Source organism: Loktanella sp. IMCC34160 (assembly GCF_004145845.1).
Lineage (GTDB): Bacteria > Pseudomonadota > Alphaproteobacteria > Rhodobacterales > Rhodobacteraceae > SELP01.
Genome location: NZ_SELP01000009.1, coordinates 53,769 through 70,767, shown reverse-complemented (window position 1 = coordinate 70,767; position 16,999 = coordinate 53,769). Strand labels below are relative to the sequence as shown.

The 16,999-nt window shown below is 64.3% G+C and carries 21 protein-coding genes and 1 tRNA gene; 8 read left to right on the top strand and 14 right to left on the bottom strand.

Going from position 1 to position 16,999, the window contains the following annotated elements:
* Positions 1-3 precede the first annotated feature (3 nt).
* From EU803_RS17935 to EU803_RS17915, 5 genes are all read right to left on the bottom strand, one after another.
* Complete coding sequence (locus EU803_RS17935; RefSeq protein WP_129685440.1) at positions 4-759, bottom strand: SDR family oxidoreductase; 756 nt, start codon at positions 757-759, stop codon at positions 4-6.
* Positions 759-2,237: a carnitine 3-dehydrogenase gene (locus EU803_RS17930; RefSeq protein WP_129685438.1), complete on the bottom strand. Its 1,479-nt coding sequence runs from the start codon at positions 2,235-2,237 to the stop codon at positions 759-761. Before EU803_RS17930 ends, EU803_RS17935 begins: the two co-directional genes overlap by 1 nt.
* A 132-nt stretch (positions 2,238-2,369) precedes the next feature.
* Positions 2,370-2,636 (bottom strand): hypothetical protein, encoded by a 267-nt coding sequence (locus EU803_RS17925; protein ID WP_129685436.1) that lies wholly within the window; start codon positions 2,634-2,636, stop codon positions 2,370-2,372.
* A gap of 2 nt (positions 2,637-2,638) precedes the next feature.
* Complete coding sequence (locus EU803_RS17920) at positions 2,639-3,169, bottom strand: lipocalin family protein (protein ID WP_129685434.1); 531 nt, start codon at positions 3,167-3,169, stop codon at positions 2,639-2,641.
* An 83-nt stretch (positions 3,170-3,252) separates the two neighbouring features.
* A complete protein-coding gene (locus tag EU803_RS17915) occupies positions 3,253-4,161 on the bottom strand; it encodes a 3-keto-5-aminohexanoate cleavage protein (protein WP_129685433.1) in 909 nt (302 codons plus the stop codon).
* Positions 4,162-4,242: 81 nt separating this feature from the next.
* On the opposite strand from EU803_RS17915, the gene EU803_RS17910 reads away from it, so the two are divergent.
* Positions 4,243-5,226, top strand: a complete 984-nt coding sequence (locus tag EU803_RS17910; protein ID WP_129685431.1) for a GlxA family transcriptional regulator — start codon at positions 4,243-4,245, stop codon at positions 5,224-5,226.
* Positions 5,227-5,418: 192 nt separating this feature from the next.
* Here the strand turns inward: EU803_RS17910 and EU803_RS17905 are convergent, their stop codons facing one another.
* Both EU803_RS17905 and EU803_RS17900 read right to left on the bottom strand, forming a co-directional pair.
* Positions 5,419-6,459, bottom strand: coding sequence for an aldo/keto reductase (locus tag EU803_RS17905; protein ID WP_129685429.1), 1,041 nt, complete (start codon positions 6,457-6,459; stop codon positions 5,419-5,421).
* A gap of 66 nt (positions 6,460-6,525) precedes the next feature.
* Positions 6,526-6,960: a DsrE family protein gene (locus tag EU803_RS17900; RefSeq protein WP_165352898.1), complete on the bottom strand. Its 435-nt coding sequence runs from the start codon at positions 6,958-6,960 to the stop codon at positions 6,526-6,528.
* A gap of 154 nt (positions 6,961-7,114) precedes the next feature.
* Between EU803_RS17900 and EU803_RS17895 the strand changes: the two genes are divergently transcribed.
* Entirely contained in the window at positions 7,115-8,344 is a 1,230-nt protein-coding gene (locus tag EU803_RS17895) for an MFS transporter (protein ID WP_129685427.1), read from the top strand.
* Here EU803_RS17895 and EU803_RS17890 read toward each other — a convergent pair.
* Positions 8,341-9,375 carry an RluA family pseudouridine synthase gene (locus tag EU803_RS17890; protein WP_129685425.1) on the bottom strand — a complete coding sequence of 345 codons (1,035 nt, stop codon included), beginning with the start codon at positions 9,373-9,375 and terminating at the stop codon, positions 8,341-8,343. The two genes, EU803_RS17895 and EU803_RS17890, sit on opposite strands and share 4 nt — an antisense overlap.
* On the opposite strand from EU803_RS17890, the gene EU803_RS17885 reads away from it, so the two are divergent.
* On the top strand, positions 9,375-9,674 hold the full coding sequence (locus tag EU803_RS17885; protein ID WP_129685424.1) for a DUF6476 family protein: 300 nt from the start codon (positions 9,375-9,377) through the stop codon (positions 9,672-9,674). The genes EU803_RS17890 and EU803_RS17885 overlap by 1 nt on opposite strands.
* Before the next feature lie 220 nt (positions 9,675-9,894).
* Here the strand turns inward: EU803_RS17885 and EU803_RS17880 are convergent.
* Positions 9,895-9,971: transfer RNA gene (locus EU803_RS17880), tRNA-His, on the bottom strand.
* Between the two features lie 146 nt (positions 9,972-10,117).
* Here EU803_RS17880 and EU803_RS17875 point away from each other — a divergent pair.
* Entirely contained in the window at positions 10,118-10,303 is a 186-nt protein-coding gene (locus tag EU803_RS17875) for a DUF6324 family protein (protein ID WP_129685422.1), read from the top strand.
* 70 nt (positions 10,304-10,373) lie between these two features.
* The gene (locus tag EU803_RS17870) at positions 10,374-12,443 is read left to right on the top strand and encodes a hypothetical protein (RefSeq protein WP_129685420.1); all 2,070 of its coding nucleotides are present in this window, start codon (positions 10,374-10,376) and stop codon (positions 12,441-12,443) included.
* On the opposite strand, the gene EU803_RS17865 is transcribed toward EU803_RS17870, so the two are convergent.
* A complete protein-coding gene (locus EU803_RS17865) occupies positions 12,429-12,887 on the bottom strand; it encodes an MmcB family DNA repair protein (RefSeq protein ID WP_129685418.1) in 459 nt (152 codons plus the stop codon). The two genes, EU803_RS17870 and EU803_RS17865, sit on opposite strands and share 15 nt — an antisense overlap.
* A 162-nt stretch (positions 12,888-13,049) precedes the next feature.
* On the opposite strand from EU803_RS17865, the gene EU803_RS18680 reads away from it, so the two are divergent.
* Positions 13,050-13,205 carry a hypothetical protein gene (locus tag EU803_RS18680; protein ID WP_165352897.1) on the top strand — a complete coding sequence of 52 codons (156 nt, stop codon included), beginning with the start codon at positions 13,050-13,052 and terminating at the stop codon, positions 13,203-13,205.
* 213 nt (positions 13,206-13,418) lie between these two features.
* On the opposite strand, the gene EU803_RS17860 is transcribed toward EU803_RS18680, so the two are convergent.
* Positions 13,419-13,973: an HdeD family acid-resistance protein gene (locus tag EU803_RS17860; RefSeq protein WP_129685417.1), complete on the bottom strand. Its 555-nt coding sequence runs from the start codon at positions 13,971-13,973 to the stop codon at positions 13,419-13,421.
* 18 nt (positions 13,974-13,991) lie between these two features.
* On the bottom strand, positions 13,992-14,321 hold the full coding sequence (locus EU803_RS17855; RefSeq protein WP_129685415.1) for a hypothetical protein: 330 nt from the start codon (positions 14,319-14,321) through the stop codon (positions 13,992-13,994).
* Positions 14,322-14,471: 150 nt separating this feature from the next.
* On the opposite strand from EU803_RS17855, the gene EU803_RS17850 reads away from it, so the two are divergent.
* Both EU803_RS17850 and EU803_RS17845 read left to right on the top strand, forming a co-directional pair.
* The gene (locus EU803_RS17850) at positions 14,472-14,921 is read left to right on the top strand and encodes a VOC family protein (protein WP_129685413.1); all 450 of its coding nucleotides are present in this window, start codon (positions 14,472-14,474) and stop codon (positions 14,919-14,921) included.
* A gap of 61 nt (positions 14,922-14,982) precedes the next feature.
* Complete coding sequence (locus tag EU803_RS17845) at positions 14,983-15,825, top strand: NAD(P)-dependent oxidoreductase (RefSeq protein WP_129685411.1); 843 nt, start codon at positions 14,983-14,985, stop codon at positions 15,823-15,825.
* Between the two features lie 118 nt (positions 15,826-15,943).
* Here EU803_RS17845 and EU803_RS17840 read toward each other — a convergent pair whose 3' ends face one another.
* Both EU803_RS17840 and EU803_RS17835 read right to left on the bottom strand, forming a co-directional pair.
* The gene (locus tag EU803_RS17840; protein WP_129685409.1) at positions 15,944-16,651 is read right to left on the bottom strand and encodes a VCBS repeat-containing protein; all 708 of its coding nucleotides are present in this window, start codon (positions 16,649-16,651) and stop codon (positions 15,944-15,946) included.
* Complete coding sequence (locus EU803_RS17835) at positions 16,651-16,974, bottom strand: 2Fe-2S iron-sulfur cluster-binding protein (protein ID WP_129685407.1); 324 nt, start codon at positions 16,972-16,974, stop codon at positions 16,651-16,653. The genes EU803_RS17840 and EU803_RS17835 overlap by 1 nt, the downstream gene beginning before the upstream one ends.
* Between the last annotated feature and the right edge of the window lie 25 nt (positions 16,975-16,999).

Here is a 16,999-nt window from a genome sequence, read left to right as displayed (position 1 = left end):
GCCTTAGACCTGCGGATCCGGGTTGACCGTATGCCCGTCTACGGCGATCACCTGCCCGGACACCCGCCGCGCCCCGTCCGAGGCAAGGAAGACCGCCATATCGGCGATGTCCCGCGCTTCAACCCAGGTCTTCATCGACACGCCCGCTGCATAGCCGTTGTAGACCTGATCGCGGGTCATGCCCTTGGCCTTGGCCTCGGCCTCCAGCACCCGTTCCATGCGCGGCCCTTCGACCGCGCCGGGCAGGATCGCGTTGGACCTAATGCCAAACGGCCCCAGTTCCATCGCGACCGTCTTCATCAAGCCGATTACCGCCCATTTCGCCGCCGCATAGGGGCTGCGGTTGGGATAGCCATAGATCCCGGCGGTGGAGGAGGTGAACAGGATCACCCCCTGCCCCGCCGCCTTCATCAGGGGGGCTGCGTATTTCGCCACAAGAAAGGCCCCGTCCAGCGTCACCGCCGTGCAGGCCCGCCAGTCGTCCAGCGTGACTTCTTCGATCGGGGCGGTCGGACCTTTGACGCCCGCGTTGGCGCAGAGCACGTCTAGCCCGCCCGCCCCGGCGATCCCGTCGAACAGCGTGGCGATCTGCGTCTCGTCCGCCGCGTCCACGACCCGGCACCGCCAGTTGCCGGGGCAGGATTGCAGCGCGTCAGTGTCCACATCGGTGACCCAGACCTCGTAGCCTGCGGCGTCAAAGGCCTCGGCCATGGCGCGGCCGATCCCGCTGGCCCCGGCAGTAATCAGGACGCGGGGCATTAGCGCACCCCGACAGCCGCGCCCGCCCCTTCGGGGCGCGGCAGGGCCGCATGGGCCCCGGCCACGCGCGCCAGCGGAGCGGCGACAGACGGCCCCGGCTCGCTGGCCTTGCGGGTCTCAAGGCTGACGTGGATCAGCATATGTTCCCCGGTGGCCAGCAGCCGGTCGCCGTCAAACATCCGGTGGAACAGGTGCATCTTCTTGCCCGCCCCCAGAAGAACCTGAGTCTCGACCCGGATGCGCGCCCCGGCGTGTGCCTCGTCGATGTGACGAATGTGGGTTTCGGCGGTGAAATAGCTACCGCCCGTGGCGATGTAATCGGCGTCGCAGCCTACCATCGCCATGAACTTGTCGGTCGCATCCCCGAAGGCCTGAAGATAGCGGGCCTCGTTCATGTGGCCGTTGTAGTCGGTCCAGTCGAGTGGCACCGCGCGGGCCACGGTGACGATGGGCGCGGACAGATCACCCACATCGTCCAGCGTCTCGGGCAGTTGGTCGATCCGGCGGTCCTGATCGTTCAACAGCGCCCCGGCACCCCATTTCTGCGTCTTCAGCCCGCGCATCATGGTGACAAGGTTGTTGTCGCGGATCCGTTCCAATTCGCGGATCGTATGCATCCCCGACTGGGCGTCGGACTGGTCGGCGATCTGGTTGGTCAACTCGTCGGTCAGTTCTGGCACATCCATCAGCTTGGTCCAGGGCCAGGACAGGCAAGGGCCGAACTGGGCGATGAAATGGCGCATCCCGGCCTCGCCCCCGGCAATGCGGTAGGTTTCGAATAGGCCCATCTGCGCCCAGCGCAGGCCAAACCCATAGCGGATCGCGTTGTCGATTTCTTCGGTGGTGGCGATGCCGTCCTTGATAAGCCACAGCGCCTCGCGCCAGACGGCTTCAAGGAAGCGGTCGGCGATATGGGCGTCGATCTCCTTGCGCACATGCAGCGGGTAGCAGCCGATGGCGGTCAGGATACCCTTGGCGCGTTCCACGTCCTCGGGGGCGTTGATGTCCGAGGGGACCAGCTCGATCAGCGGCAACAGGTAGACCGGGTTGAATGGGTGGGTCACGACGATCTGGCCGGGACGGGTGGCGCAGCCCTGCAATTCGGACGGCTTGAAGCCGCTGGTCGACGACCCGATGATCGCGTCGGGGGCACAATGTTCCTGAATGGTCTGGTAGACCTTGCGCTTCAACTCCAGCCGCTCTGGCACGCTTTCCTGAATCCACTCGGCCCCGGCAACGCAATCGGAAATGGTGTCGTGAAAGGTCAGGGTGCCTTCCTCGGGCAGAGCCACGTCGGACAGACCGGGCAGCGACCGGCGTGCGTTGTCCAGCACTTCGCCCACCTTGCGGCCCGCTTCCGGGTCCGGGTCGAACACGCGGACGTCCCAGCCCATCAGCAGGAACCTCGCGGCCCAACCGCCCCCGATGACGCCCCCGCCGATGATCGCGGCGATCCGGTTCTTTGCATGCGCTGCCATATCTCTCCCTTTCACAACGCGAGACCCCCGCCCCCGCCGTACAGGCGGGACCGAAAGCAGACTGGACCCTTGTCCATGAAAGGGGCCGGGCGTGTCAGGCGCGGCCGGGTCCGAAGCCCCCGAAACCCGTGGTCAGGTGTCGGGGTGATTGAATTCTTCGTCCGGGGACACGTTGTTGTGGTTGGTCACGCGCGGATCACAAGCCCACATGGAGCTTCCCGCGTCGTGAATAACCAGCCCGCCAAGGGCGACGCATTCCTGATAGGTCATCGAACGATTGCCAAGAACAAGGTATTCCTTGAACGCCCCACCGCCCGAAGACGGGGCGGCCATTCCACCGCCCGGAACCTCTTCGCAGGCGACCAGGCCAAGGATGCAGACAAGAAACAGCTTCTTCATGGTTACAACTCCTTCAGACGGGACAGATCATACCCGTTGAAGTCGAGAATTTCACGTGCCGCGGCCAGCTTGTCGGCGGAAATCTGCGGGGTGCGGCTCAAAATCCAGCCTGACCGGCCGTCCGGCGCCCCCACAACGGCCACGGTATAGTCCTGATCGACCCACAGCACCCAGTAGTCGGAGGCCACGAAAGGCACCGACGCAAACCGCACCTTGAGCCGCCCCGGCCCGACGATTTCGGCGGTGCCGTCGATGGTGCTGCGGATACTGCCATCTGCGGTCCGGCAGGTATTGCGCACCCCGATCAGCCCGTCGGGGCGGGCAGTGTATTCCGCAGTAACCCCCACGCAACCCTCTTCGAACGGGACCGGGTAACGGGCGACCTCGTGCCAAAGCCCAAGGTAGCGATCTGGCTCGAACAGCGCCTTCGACGCGATGGGGACGCTGGCGTCACGATATGTTTCAAGCGGCACCCCGCAGGCCGTCAGGCCAAGGGTCAAGGCAAGGGCGAGGCCGGAAAACAGGCGGCGCATGGGGTATCCTCCGTTGGGGCAGGTTCCCCGAACGGTAGCACGCCCCTTCACGCACGCCAGTGCCCGGTCCCGCGGTGCCATATCTAGGCCGGGGCCCGCTTGGTCAGGCCAAGCTTCTTGCGGACCTCCTCCGGACCGATGACCCGGGCGCCAAGGTTTTCGATGATGTTGACCGACCGTTCGACCAGTTGTGCGTTGGTCGCCAGAACGCCCTTGTCCAGCATCAGGTTGTCCTCCAGACCAACCCGCACATTGCCCCCGGCCAGAACGGCGGCCGCGACATAGGGCATCTGGCTGCGGCCCAGTGAAAAGGCGCTGAAGGTCCAGTCGTCGGGAACATTGTTGACCATCGCCATGAAGGTATTCAGGTCGTCGGGCGCGCCCCATGGCACGCCCATGCACAGCTGAACCAATGCGGGGCTGTCCAGAATGCCGTCTTTCACCAGTTGCTTGGCATACCACAAATGGCCCGTGTCAAATGCCTCGATCTCGGGCTTGACGCCCAGATCCGTCATCATCCGGCCCATCGCCTGCAACATGCCCGGCGTGTTGGTCATCACGTAATCGGCCTCGGCAAAGTTCATGGTGCCGCAATCCAGCGTGCAAATCTCCGGCAGGCATTCGGCCACATGGGCAACCCGTTCGGCGGCACCGATCATGTCGGTCCCGGCCGCGACGGGCAGCGGGTTATCAGTGCCGCCAAAGACAATGTCGCCGCCCATCCCGGCGGTCAGGTTCAGGACCACATCAACCTCGGCATCGCGGATGCGGTCGGTCAGTTCGCGGTAGTATTCCAGCTTGCGGCTGGGGGCGCCGGTCTCGGGGTCGCGCACGTGGCAATGCACCACGGCCGCCCCGGCCTTGGCGGCGGCGATGGCGCTATCGGCGATTTCCTTGGGGGACCGGGGGACATGCGGGCTCCGGTCCTGGGTGCTGCCCGATCCGGTAACGGCGCAGGTGATAAAGACCTCTCGGTTCATTTGCAGGGGCATCTTGGTCCTCCGATCCTTGATTCTGTCCCAACTATGATACCGCTTGGCAGTCTGCGCTTTCCGTTTTACGCATTGTTTTTGATGAATAGCGCATTCCCCAGTCTTCCCACCGATCGGCCGGTCCGGGTGGGTGTCCTTGTTCTGGACGACACGAACCTTTTGTCCCTTGCCGCGGCAGTGGACCCGATGCGGGCCACGAACCGCTTCGCCGGGCGGCGCGTCTTCGATTGGACCTACCTGACCATGGCGGGCAGCCCGGCGCGGATCACCGCCGGGTTCGATATCCCCGGCGCGGCGGTGGGCACGGTTCCGGTGCCGGACCTTCTGATGCTGGTGGCCAGCTTCAGCCTCGACCGGCAGGATACTCCGGCGCTGCACCGGGAACTGCGGCGGATGGCGCGCGGGCGGGCTGTGATCGTCGCGGTTGACGGGGCGGGCTGGCTTCTGGCCTCTGCCGGGCTTCTGGACGGTCAGGCCGCCACGACCCATTGGGAAGACCTTGACCGGTTTGCCGCCCGGTTCCCGCGCGTGGAAACCGTGCGCGACCGGTTCCGGGTTTCGGGCCGGATGCTGACAACCGGCGGGGCCAGCCCCTGTCTTGACATGATGCTGGCGCTGATCCGGCATCACGCGGGGGCCGACGTGGCTGCGCGGGTGGCAGGCGTGTTCATCTATGACCCCGTTCATGCGGGCGATGCGCCGCAACGGCTGGTGCCCACGCTTGCGCTGTCGCGGCGGTCGCCCCTGATCGCGCGGACCATTGCGGAAATGGAAACCCGGCTTGACGCGCCCCTGCCCATGGACCGGCTGGCCGCGCTCTTGGGTGTGTCGCGGCGGCAGCTGGAACAGAAATTCCGGGCCACATTGGGCCAAAGCCCGCATGGCTATTGGCTGGGCCTGCGGCTGGCCGAGGCGCAGCGGCTGGCCCGCGACACGGATATGGCGGTGCAGGACATTGCGCTGGCTTGCGGGTTCTCAAGCCACGCGGCCTTTGGCCGGGCGTTCAAAGCGGCCTATGGCACCTCGGTCCGCGACATCCGCAGGCTACGCGGCAACTGGCCCTGACGGGCAAAGGCGGGTTGAAACCCACCTTGCAAACGCGCCTTGTCCCCTTCTTTGGGTCAATAAATATCCCGGGGTGAATGGCCCGGAACGGGCCAGAGGGGCAGCGCCCCTTTGACCGCAGGGCCTAATCCCCAAAGTACCTTGGGAAAAATGAGAGCGTGAAAAGTAAGGTGGGTTTCAACCCACCCTCCTTCAGTATGGCATCGGGATCGCCTTGTTGATGCGGTCGATTTCCTTGGTCACCTCGGGCGACAGTTCCATGTCCTTGCCCCTCAGGATATGGGCCAGTTGATCAATCGTCGTCGCCCCGAAGATCGCCGAGATCGGGAAGGGCCGGCTGCGTTGCCAGGCCATGGCCATATGCACGGGGTCCAGCCCGTGATCGCGCGCCAGATCAAGGTAGCGTCCGACCGCCTCGAAGGCGCGGGGGGTCTTGCGGCCGCCAAGATTGCCGTTCAGCGACATCCGGCTATCCTCGGGCACGGCACCGTCCTGATATTTTCCGGTCAGCAGCCCGGTGGCGAGCGGCGAGAAGGACAAGAGCGTCACCTTTTCGTTCACCGCCATTTCGGCCATGTCCGCATCATACATACGGCACAGCAGCGAATATTCGTTCTGCACCGTCGCCATCCGCGGGCCGCCCACCTGTTCGGCCACGTCGATCCAGCGGGTGCAGCCCCAGGCGCTTTCGTTGGACATGCCGAAGGCCCGGATTTTCCCGGCCTTCTGCGCCTGCCCCAGTTTTTCCAGAACCCCGGCCATATGGTCGAGCGTTTTTTGCCGGTCCTGTCCGGAGGGGTCGTAGGTCCAGTTCTGGCGGAACATGTAGGACCCGCGCATCGGCCAGTGAAGTTGATAGACGTCGATATAGTCGGTCTTCAGCCGATTCAGGTTGCCGTCCAGAATGCGCAGGATCGACTCGGGGCCATAGCCCTCTCCGCCCCGGACCATCTGGCTGTCGCCCCCGGCCTTGGTGGCAAGGATGATATCGCCGCGCCGCCCGGTCTTTTCCAGCCAGTCGCCGATGATTTCCTCGGTCCGGCCAACGGTTTCCGCCCGCACCGGGTTGACCGGATACATCTCAGCGGTGTCGACGAAGTTCAGACCATGATCCAGTGCCATGTCGATCTGGGCATGGCTGCCCGCCACATCGGTCTGGGTGCCAAATGTCATGGTGCCAAGGCACCAATCCGGGACCATGATCCCGGATTGGCCAAGTTCGATCTGTTTCATTCGGGGCTCCTTTCCGCGCGTTGGGCCGACCTTAGCCTGACGCGCGGCAGGGGCAAGCCCGACAGGTCAGGGTTTCAGGTAGGAATACCCGGCCTCCTGCAACTCGATCAGTCGCACGACCCCCGACGTCACCATCCCCGCCTCTTCCAGAAGCGGCACTTCGGCCCCGGCGGCTTCGCTCATCTTGCGGTGGGTATTACCGCAGGCCGCAAAACTGATGGTATCACTTTCCAGCGACATCGCGGCAATCCTATCGGCCACCGGGCTGGTATCGGCGCGCAGCATGTGAAGACCCGGGCCATAGGCGACCACCTCGATCACCACGTCATCCCCTTGCGAGGCAAAATAGCTTTGGACGTTCTGCGCGTTGTTCAGCGCGATGTTCATCACCTGCGGATCATTTTCGTTCACATGGATCGCCAGATAATGGGTCACCCCCTCTGCCAAACTCATGAGCGGGGTAAGCGCAAGTGTGGTCGCCAGTGCCAGTTTTCTGATCATCTTGGTATGTCTCCCTGTTGCCGGGCCCGAGGACCCCCGGGTCAGGCTAGCACCCCCGAGCGAAGATTTCATCCTTCACCTTCAAGGCCGTCAAACGACCTGAAATGGCGGAAAAGGGCATGGCGCGGCGAGGATTTCCGGTCATAAAGACCTCATGCGCATCCTGATCTCCTTCGCGGCCCTGTTTCTGTCTGTCGTCCTACTGCAAATCGCCACCGGGGGCGTTGGCCCGCTGGATGCGTTGGTGGGGCTTGGGGCCGGGTTCACGAAACCAGAGGTCGGGTTTCTGGGCTCGGCGCATTTCTTTGGCTTCTTCATCGGCTGCTGGTGGGCGCCACGCCTGTTGGGCGATGTCGGCCACGCAAGGTCCTTTGCGACCTTCACCGCCCTTGGAGCCATCGGCCTGTCGGCCCACGTTCTGGTCACCGATCCCAATTGGTGGGCGCTGTTCCGGGTCGCCAGCGGAATTTGCGTGGCTGGCTGCTATACTGTGATCGAAGCGTGGTTGCAGGCCAAGGTGACCAACGAAAACCGGGGCCGGGCGATGGGGATCTACCGCGTCGTCGATGTGGGCGGGTCGTTCATGGCGCAGGCGATGGTCGGCTGGCTGGCCGATCTGGAAACCTATCTGGCCTATAACACGCTGGTCATCCTGTGCTGCACCGCGCTGCTGCCGATGGCAGTGACCAAGGCGACCCAGCCGGTCACCCCAGCCGCAACCCGGTTGCGGCCTGCGATTTCCTGGCGGATGTCGCCGCTGGCCACGGTGGGCGTTGTGGTGGCGGCCCTTTCGGCTGCCTCATTCCGGATGGTCGGGCCGATCTACGGGCAGGAAATTGGGCTGACACCGGACCAGATCGGCTATTTCCTTGCCTTCTTCGTGTTCGGCGGGGCCATCGCACAGATCCCGATCGGCTGGCTTGCGGACAAGTTCGACCGGCGCTGGATACTGATCTGGCTGTCGGTCGCGGCGGTCCTGTCCTGCGTGGTGACCGTCGGGGTGGCGCATCTGGGCACCGTCTGGGTGATGCTGGCGGCCAGCTTCTTTGGCTTTACAACCTTCCCGATCTATTCGGTCGCCGCCGCCCACGCCCATGATTTCGCCAGCTCCGAAGAACGGGTCGAACTCTCCGCCGCGCTGATGTTCTTTTACGCGGTCGGGGCGATTGGTGCGCCCTATGTCTCGTCGACGCTCATTGTCTGGTTCGGGCCGGCGGCATTGTTCACCCTGATCTCGGTCGGGCATGTCCTGCTGATCGTTTTCGGGCTGGCCCGAATGCGGGCGCGCCCGGCGGAAACCCGGACCCGCTATGTCTATGCGCCGCGCACCAGTTTCGTCATCGGGCGGTTGATGGGACGCAGCCGGGAAAAATCCGACGACTAATCGAGTGTTCCACCGAGGGCGATGACGAGGGCGGCCATATCCTCCGGCATTGGTGCCTCGAACGTCATGTCTTCGCCCGTCACCGGATGGGTGAACCCCAGTTCGGCGGCATGAAGCGCCTGCCGGGCAAAGCTCTGCGCCGCGGCAAAACCCGCCTCTCCCACCGATTTCACCGGCAGCTTGCGCCGCCCGCCATAGACCGGATCGCCGATCAGCCCATGGCCCGCATGGGCCATATGCACCCGGATCTGGTGGGTGCGGCCGGTTTCCAGCCAGCATTCGATCAGGGCGGCAACCGGCGGGGTGCCAAGGGGGTGCAGGATGCGGGCGCGGGTCACGGCATGGCGGCCGCCATCGAAACTAACGGCCTGCCGCTGGCGGTCGGTCCTGTGCCGGCCAAGAAACGACTGGATCTTGAGGATATTGCCCGGTTCGAAACTGGTGCCCTTGATCCCATGAAGGCGCGGGTCATTCTGGTCCGGCACCCCATAACAGACGGCAAGATAGCGGCGGTGCACGCTGTGCTTTTCGAATTGCGCGGCAAGGCCGTGATGCGCCCGGTCGGATTTCGCCACCACCAGAAGGCCACTGGTTTCCTTGTCGATCCGGTGCACGATGCCGGGTCGCTTGGCCCCACCCACCCCAGACAGGCTGTCGCCGCAATGATGGATCAGCGCGTTGACAAGGGTGCCGCCGGGCGTGCCCGGCGCGGGGTGAACAACCATGCCCGCGGGCTTGTTCACCACGATCAGGTCGGCGTCCTCGTAAACCACGTCCAGCGGGATTTCCTCGGCCCCGATATGGCTTTCGCTGGCTTCCTCTACCGTAATATCCACCGTGTCGCCCTCGGTCACGCGATGGCGGGGGTTGGTCACGACCTCTCCATTCAGCCTCACCGCGCCCTCTTCGATCAACTTTGCAAGGCGGGACCGGGACAGGGACGCGCTCTCTGGCACATCCAGCGAAAGCGCCTTATCAAGGCGGGCAGGCGGATCTTCGGAGATCCGGAAACTGACGAGGGTCTCGGGCAATGGATACCCCTTCTGAAGACGGTGAACCCCTGCCGCCGCAGCTGATGTTTCTCAAGCGGCTGGTGACCGGGCTGGCCGTGGTGATGATCGCAGGCTTCCTAGTGCTTATCGCGGCGCTTGTCATCCGGTTGAACCGACCGTTGATCACTTTGCCCGATCAGATCGCCCTGCCAGCCGGGGCAGAGGCGCAGGCCTTTACCCAAGGTGCAGACTGGTTCGCGGTGGTGACAACCGACGACCGGATCCTGATCTATGACCGCGCCAGCGGGGCTCTGCGGCAAACGGTGACGGTCGACTAGGGATCGTGGGTCAAGACCCACCTTACCCGGGGGCGCTTCGCCCCCCGGCCCCCCCGAGGATATTTCCAACCCAAAGAAGAAGGGACGCTGTGTCCAGCCCCCTTCTTTGGGTCAATAAATATCCCGGGGTGAATGGCCCGCAAGGGCCAGAGGGGCAGCGCACCTGCACGTAAGGTGGGTTTTAACCCACCATTGCCGGATGATACTCGTGTTGGGGGGATGGTACCGCCTCCCTGGCTTGAACAGGGGACCTCTGGATCCACAATCCAGCGCTCTAACCAACTGAGCTAAGGCGGCACTGGGCGGGGACTTAGCGCCGCCGAACCACGAATGCAAGGGGCCAAATCCGCCCGGATTTCATTTTCCGCCCCCCTGCCCGGGCTTGCCAATCCGGCCATCCCCGCTGTAGGAGGCGGCAGGTCATCTTAAGGCGGACACACCCAATGGGCATCAATACCGAACGCGACATCGAAGCCAATCTGCAGATCGGCCCGACCACCGAAGGCATGGTGCGTCTGTTCATTCAGGCTGGCGATATGGAGATCCCGATGGACTTCGACCCGGACGAGGCCGAAGAGATCGCCGAGGAAATCCGGGCCGCCGCGCAAACCATCCGCCGCAGCCGCTGACCGCGCCAATCCATTATTTCGCTTGCGCGCGGGCCGGGGCGGCTGCCACCTTCATCGCAGGAGGTGCGTCATGCGCAAGATTGTTCCCAATGCCGAAACCCTTGGTGGGTTCACCTCGGTCCTGTTTGGGGCGTCGGTATTTGCAGCCGCGACCGCTTCGGGTCTGCCGGTTCCGCCCGGGACCGCACAGGTCAGCTTTGGGCTCAGCACGGTTATCGGCCATCTGACCCACCGCCGCCGTTTTCACGCCGAAAAGATCATTGCCGACCTGCGTCGCCAGATCGAGGAAGACTGGACCAGTCACCTTCCCAGCCATGCCGATCCCGGCCAGATCGAAGCGGCGATCCGCGCCTTTGACGAGGTGCTTCCGCTGATCGAGATTTCTTCGGCCGAGGTGGTGGGCCGCAGGCTGGACCCGGCCCGGATGGCCGACCTGTTTCTGGCCAAGGCAGAGGCGGCCCTGCCCGATGTCTATCGCCCGGCATCACGCCATGACGCGGACGCCCGGCTGGCCCGCGCCTTCCTCGCCGATCTGACGGAATCGGCCTATCGCCGGTTGCTGGCCATGCCCGAATTTACCGGCAGCCTTGCCCCGGCGATCTGGTCCGACCTTCTGGGCCAGATGGACCGGGTCGAGGATCAGCTGACCACAGGGTTCGAGGCGACGACCGGGCGGCTCGATACCATCGAGGCGCTGTTGCGGACGGCGTTGGCCACGGGCCAGCAGGCGCAGACCGCCCGGGCCAGCGGCATCACCGATGCGGCGCTGGTGGCCCTTGCGTCGCGCGTGGCGGCGGATGTGCGCGACCCCGAGCAGGCCTTTCGCGAATTGGAACGGGCCGTGGACCTTGCGATTACGGTCCAGACAACGCCGTCGCAGGACACGCCGGCGCTGGGTCAGGTCGCCCGTCTGTCGGCAGAAGGCCAGCACGATGCCGCAGGCGAGGCGATCGACGCGGCCCTGGCCGAGGCGGAAGCCGCCCACACAGCCCGCGTCAAGGCGTTGTTGGAGGCGGGGTTGCAGCAAGACCTGTTGCGCCGCGACCCTGACGCTGCCGCGACCCGGCTGTTCCGGCTGGCAACGGAAGGCACAGTGCCGGGCACGGAATTCGACGCGCTGTCGGCCCTTTGGATGGAATGGTTCAGCCGCGGCCGGGACAAGGCGCTGATCCTTGATCTGGAGGTGGCAGGCGCATTGGCCGTGAAGATGGCCGAGTTTGCCCGAACCCCGGTCCAGCAGGGCACGGCCGCGAACTATGCCGGGATCATCCAGCACACCCTTGGCGAACGTCGCCCGGATATGGCGGCCCTGCACGCCGCTGTTGCTTCCTTTGAAGAGGCGCTTGCGATCTGGGACCGCGCGGACAACCCGACACTTTGGGCCAAGGCGCAGATGAACCTTGCCAATAGTCAACACGCCATCGCCCAACGCGACCCCGGCAACGACCGGCTGAACCGGGCGATCGCCGCCTATGACGCGGCCCTTGCGGTTCGGACCCGTGACAGCGCAGCGTCGGATTGGGCCATGACCCAGATGAACCTTGGCACCGCATTGCGCACGCTGGCCGAACTTGAGGCAAGCAGTGACGCGGCCACCGAGTCGCTTGCCGCCATCGACGCGGCCCTGACCGTCCGCACCCGGTCTGCGGGCGAGCCGGGATGGGCGGTGACACAGTTGAACCGGGCGATGACCCTTCGGGTCCGGGGTGAGTTGCAGCGCGACATCGCGGACCTGCAAGAGGCGCTGTCGGCCCTGCACGAGGTCGTCCCGATCTGCGCCGAGCAGGGGCTGACCTATTATCGGGCGCTTGCGGACCGGGAACGGGGGGCGCTTTGTGCCGATCTGGCCCGTCTGGGCGGCCAATCGGACCTGCTGGCAGAAGCCCGCAGCTTTTTCCAGCGCGCGCTTGACGGGTTGGGCACCGATGGGGCGCCGCTGGACCGGATGGTCGCGACCGCCATGGATGCCTGCGTCGACCAGATTGCGGGCGGGGCAGAGGACGCTGAACGGTTTGACCTTGCCCGCCGGGGGATCGAAGACCGTGGCGAACGGTTACTGCTGCGGGGTCTGGACCGGTTTGCGGGGATCGGCGCGGCGAGTGGTGCCGCCGCCGCTGCCCTGGTGTCAGAACGCCCGTGACCAGGATGGATCGCGGGCCGCGTGCTGTCGCAGGGCGGCGTGACGGGCGAATTTCTGGATCATCACCTTGCGTCGCGCCGGGGCAAGCTTTGCCTCAGGGCCCATGCGGATGATTTCCGCGCCGAAGGGGTCCGCGAGGATCAGGCCGGTGTCATCGGGCAGAAGTTCGGTCGGGAAATCGGCATCAACCGCCCAGAAGAACCGGTCGCACCATTCCAGATAGCCCTGCCATTTGCTATCGGACTGAAAATCGGCGCGTCCGGATTTGCATTCGACCACCCAAATCTCGCCCCTTGGTCCCAGCGCCATCACATCAACCCGCAGGCCGCTGGTCGGCACAAGTTCCTCGACCGTCACAAAGTCATAGCTGAGCATATGGCGGCAGACGCCACGGGCCAGAAGCTGGCCGGGTTTGAGCATGTCGTCGGGTCGGATCTCGGTCATGGGCCAAATATGAACATACCGTGAACACCCGTCAACCTTAACAAAATGTGTCCGGATTGGGATAGGCGCTACAATATCTGCCCGGAAATGGCCTTGAATCCTCCGTTCCTTTGCCATTCGCTCCAATCAAAAGAAGATCAAATCTTATCGGAGCTGCCACTCATGACCCTTCTTCAGCACATCGCCTCGGAAATCACTTTCTTCAATGTCTGTATGAGCCTGATCGCGGTGGGGCTGATAGAACGGGGGCTTTACATGCTGCCGGAAAGCATTGTCGGCGAAGGTGGCTGGCTTCTGGACACCGGCCCGGCTGTCTGACCCCTTGCGGTAGCGCCTCGCGCACCCTACCTATGGTCGCGGCGGGTTTCTGCGCTTCACGTGACCAACGTTGCATTCCAGTGGCCTTAAACAAATCCGAGGGAGCTGGCTCTGTCACGGCCCTGGCCATGTTATCTGGCGCCCACCTGTACATACAGGTCCTCGGGAATCAAACGCCCACGGTTGTCGTGGTGCCCGCCACCTAATTCCTGACTAGACGGATCGCGCAAGGACGACAAAGGATATCCCGGTCGTCAGCGCATTCAGCCCCATCAGCAGACCGATTGCCCATAGCGCCGTTCCCGGCAGGCCCGAAATCAGCATGGCCCCAAGGACGAGCGAGGCCAGACCGGAAAACCCCATCCAGGCCCAACCCTTTCCCGGCCGATGCTGAAAGGCGATGAACATCTCCATCGCGCCCTGAACCAGAAACGCCAGACCGACAAGGAAGGTCAGCCCGACCAGTCCGGTCAGCGGGAAGAAGGCCAGATAGACCCCGACGGCAAGCTGCAGGAAACCGGAAAGGCCCGACCAGATCGCCGATCCCCAGTCCCGCGCCCAAAAGGCGTGATGCAGGGTAAAGCCCCCCGCGACAAGGAATACGACCCCAACCAGAACCTTGGTCGCGATCGAAGCCACAAGCGGGAAGAGAATCGCCAAGACGCCGATCCCGATCAGGATCCAGCCAAGACGCTGGAACCGGTCCCGGCCCGACTTGATCGCGGCATAAAGGTCGGATTGTTTGAACTCTGGCGGAAGGTCGGACATGAACGCCCCCTGTTTGTGCTAACTGCCCGCAGGAGACCCCACCCGGACGGGAATGGCAACCTGTTCGGGCACCGGCGCGCGCCGCCCGCCGCGCGGCTCGTCGTCGTCATCGTCCTCGGCCATGGACATCACCGCAAAGGCGAACTGCACCCCGGCGAAGATCACCCCGTTTGACAGGAAAAGCATCAAAACAGCGATCCAGCCCTTGTCGGACCGGGCCACCAACCCGCCCAGCCCGGCGATATCGAACCACAAAAGCAGGGCCACGAAGACAGCCGACAGGCCAAAGCCAATGGCGACATTTCGGATATAAAGCTTGATCAGGTCAGGCGGTGGATTGGCGAACATGGCGGATCTCCCCTCGGCCCAAGGGTATGCCTTTGCCCGGAAAGGTCCAATTGGGACAAAACGACCCGGCGGAAAACCGCGGAAAGCCGTCGCATCGGCGGTGCCGGGTCCGGACAAACCGGCTAGGCTTAAAGGAAAAGCGAGGGTGTGATGGAGTACGAAACGGTCAGCCCCGGGGAGTTCGGGCGCAGCCTGACGGGTCTTGGGATCAACCTGCTGGTGCGGGACGTTCGGCGCAGCGCCGGGTTCCTGTCGCGGGTGTTCGACATGCGGGCACATCGCATCAGCGCCGATTTCGCGATCATGACCTACGGCCAGCAGGTGTTCCAACTGCACGCCGATGGCACCTATCACAGTCACCCCCTGCCCTCGCTGCTGCCCGAATCCGGGCCGCGCGGCGGCGGGATTACCCTGCACCTGTTCGACACTGACCCTGACAGGGCAGCGGCCCGGGCGGAAGAAGCGGGCGGCATGGTCCTTCAGGCCCCGGCGAACAAGCCCCACGGGCTGCGCGAATGCGTCATCCTGTGCCCCGACGGCTATGCCTGGGGGCCAAGCCGGCATCTGACCCCGGAAGAAGAGGCGGCGACCGGCGGCTAGCCCTTGACCTTTGCCGCCCCGCCCCACAGCGTGGCGCCCGAAAAGATCAAAGGAGTCCCCCATGTTCGGCAAACTCGTCCTGACCGGCGCACGCGGCAATCTTGGCAATGAACTGCGCGGACCGCTGTCCACGCTGTGCCGCGAACTCGTGTCCACCGACATCCGCGAAGCGCCGGAAACCCTGCACCCCAACGAGACCTACGTTCAGGCCGACGTCGCCAAGATGGAGGAGATCGGACCGCTTCTGGAAGGGGCGGATATGGTGATCCACTTCGGGGCCATCGTCGATGAAAAGCCGTTCGAAGAGCTGTGGGGGCCGAACTACGTCGGGGCCTACAACATTTGGGAGGCCGCGCATAAACACGGGCTGCGCCGGGTCGTCTATGCCTCGTCCATCCATGCGGTGGGCCTGTGCGAAACAAACCGGGGCATCGACACCGATGAACCGCACCGGCCCGACACGTTCTATGGGCTGGCCAAGTGCTTCGCCGAAGATCTGGGCCGGATGTATTGGGAAAAACGCGGGCTGGAATCGGTCTGCCTGCGGATCATGTCCTGCACGCCGGTGCCACAGAACGTGCGTGCCTTGCAGACCTGGCTGTCCTATCGCGACATGGTGCAACTGGTGGTCCGGTCGGTGGAAACCCAAACCGTGGGCTTTACCGTGGCCTACGGGGTGTCCGCCAATACCCGCGCGCCGGTGTCGAACCACAAGGTCGGTTTCCTTGGCTACCGGCCGCAGGACAATGCCGAAGACTGGGCCGAAGAGCTTTTCGCCAAGGCCGTGGACCCCGACCCGCAGGATCTGGCGCAAACCCGTCTGGGCGGCCCCTTTGCCAGTGTGCCGCTGGGCGAAAGCGGGATCGCGGGCATTCAGGCGATGAGCAAGGGAAAGAAGGGCTAGGCCGCAAATTGGGTAAGGTGGGTCAAGACCCACCCTACGACGCCTGACATCCCGCAGAACCGTCCCAATTTCCTCTTGCAAGGTGGGTCTTGACCCACCGTGCAGGGAAACTTTCGACCTAGCAGCCCAATGCGTCCGTCAGGCTGTCCGCCCCCGTGTAGGGGCCGATGTCCCGGCTGGTCAGCTGTCCGTCCGACAGGCGCGTCGCCATGATCCGGGTCCAGTTCGCGTTGGCGGTGATGACCTCGGCCAAGCCGTCGCAGGTCCGCAGCCCGCCTTCGATCACCGGTGATCCAAGCTGGTGGTTGGTGAACCCTTCGGCGGCGGCCTCGTCCCGGTAAGTCCACAGACCATCAATGACCGATACTTCGATCACCCGCAGCACCTTGGCCAGATGGGGCCGGTCGACATAGGCGATCTCGACCCGCCCGTCCCCGTCCAGATCCGCCACGGCGGCAATCGCCAACCAGCGGTTGCGACGGCCGATCGGCGCTGTCTCCAGAACAGCGGCAAGGTCGCCCGCGACCTCGTCGATCACGACGATTCCGGCGCCCGAGGTGAATCCGCTGCGCACGGCCACGACCTCGGGGCTGCCATCGCCATCCAGATCGGCAAGCCGGGGCGCGGTGTCTTCCCAGACCGCTCTGGTCAGGCGCAACCGGCTCGTCCGGCCGGCCTGGTCGATAACCAGCGTCTCGTATTCGCCGTTCTGAACCGCGCCATGCCCATAAACGTCCGTCGGCGCGTCATAGGACGCGCCGGTGATCTCGGCCAGCACACAGGCGGGCCACAACAAGAGGGCCGCAAGTGCCCCCCGCCCGATCATCAGATCTGCTTTTCCGGCATCTGCACGCGCAGCCCGTCTAGCGCGTCGGTCACCTTCAGTTGGCAAGTCAGGCGCGACTTGGCCGGGTCCGGTTCGAACGCGAAGTCAAGCATGTCTTCTTCCATCGCGTCCTTGGCGGGCAGCTTCTCGACCCAGGCGTCGTCCACATAGACATGGCAGGTGGAACAGGCGCAGGCACCGCCGCAATCGGCCTCGATCCCCGGGATGCCATTATCGCGGGCGCCTTCCATGACGGTCAGCCCGTTTGCCACCTCTACGGTGTGTTCCTTGCCGCCGAATTCGACATAGGTGATGCGTGCCATGATCTGTCGGTCCTTCGCTCGATCC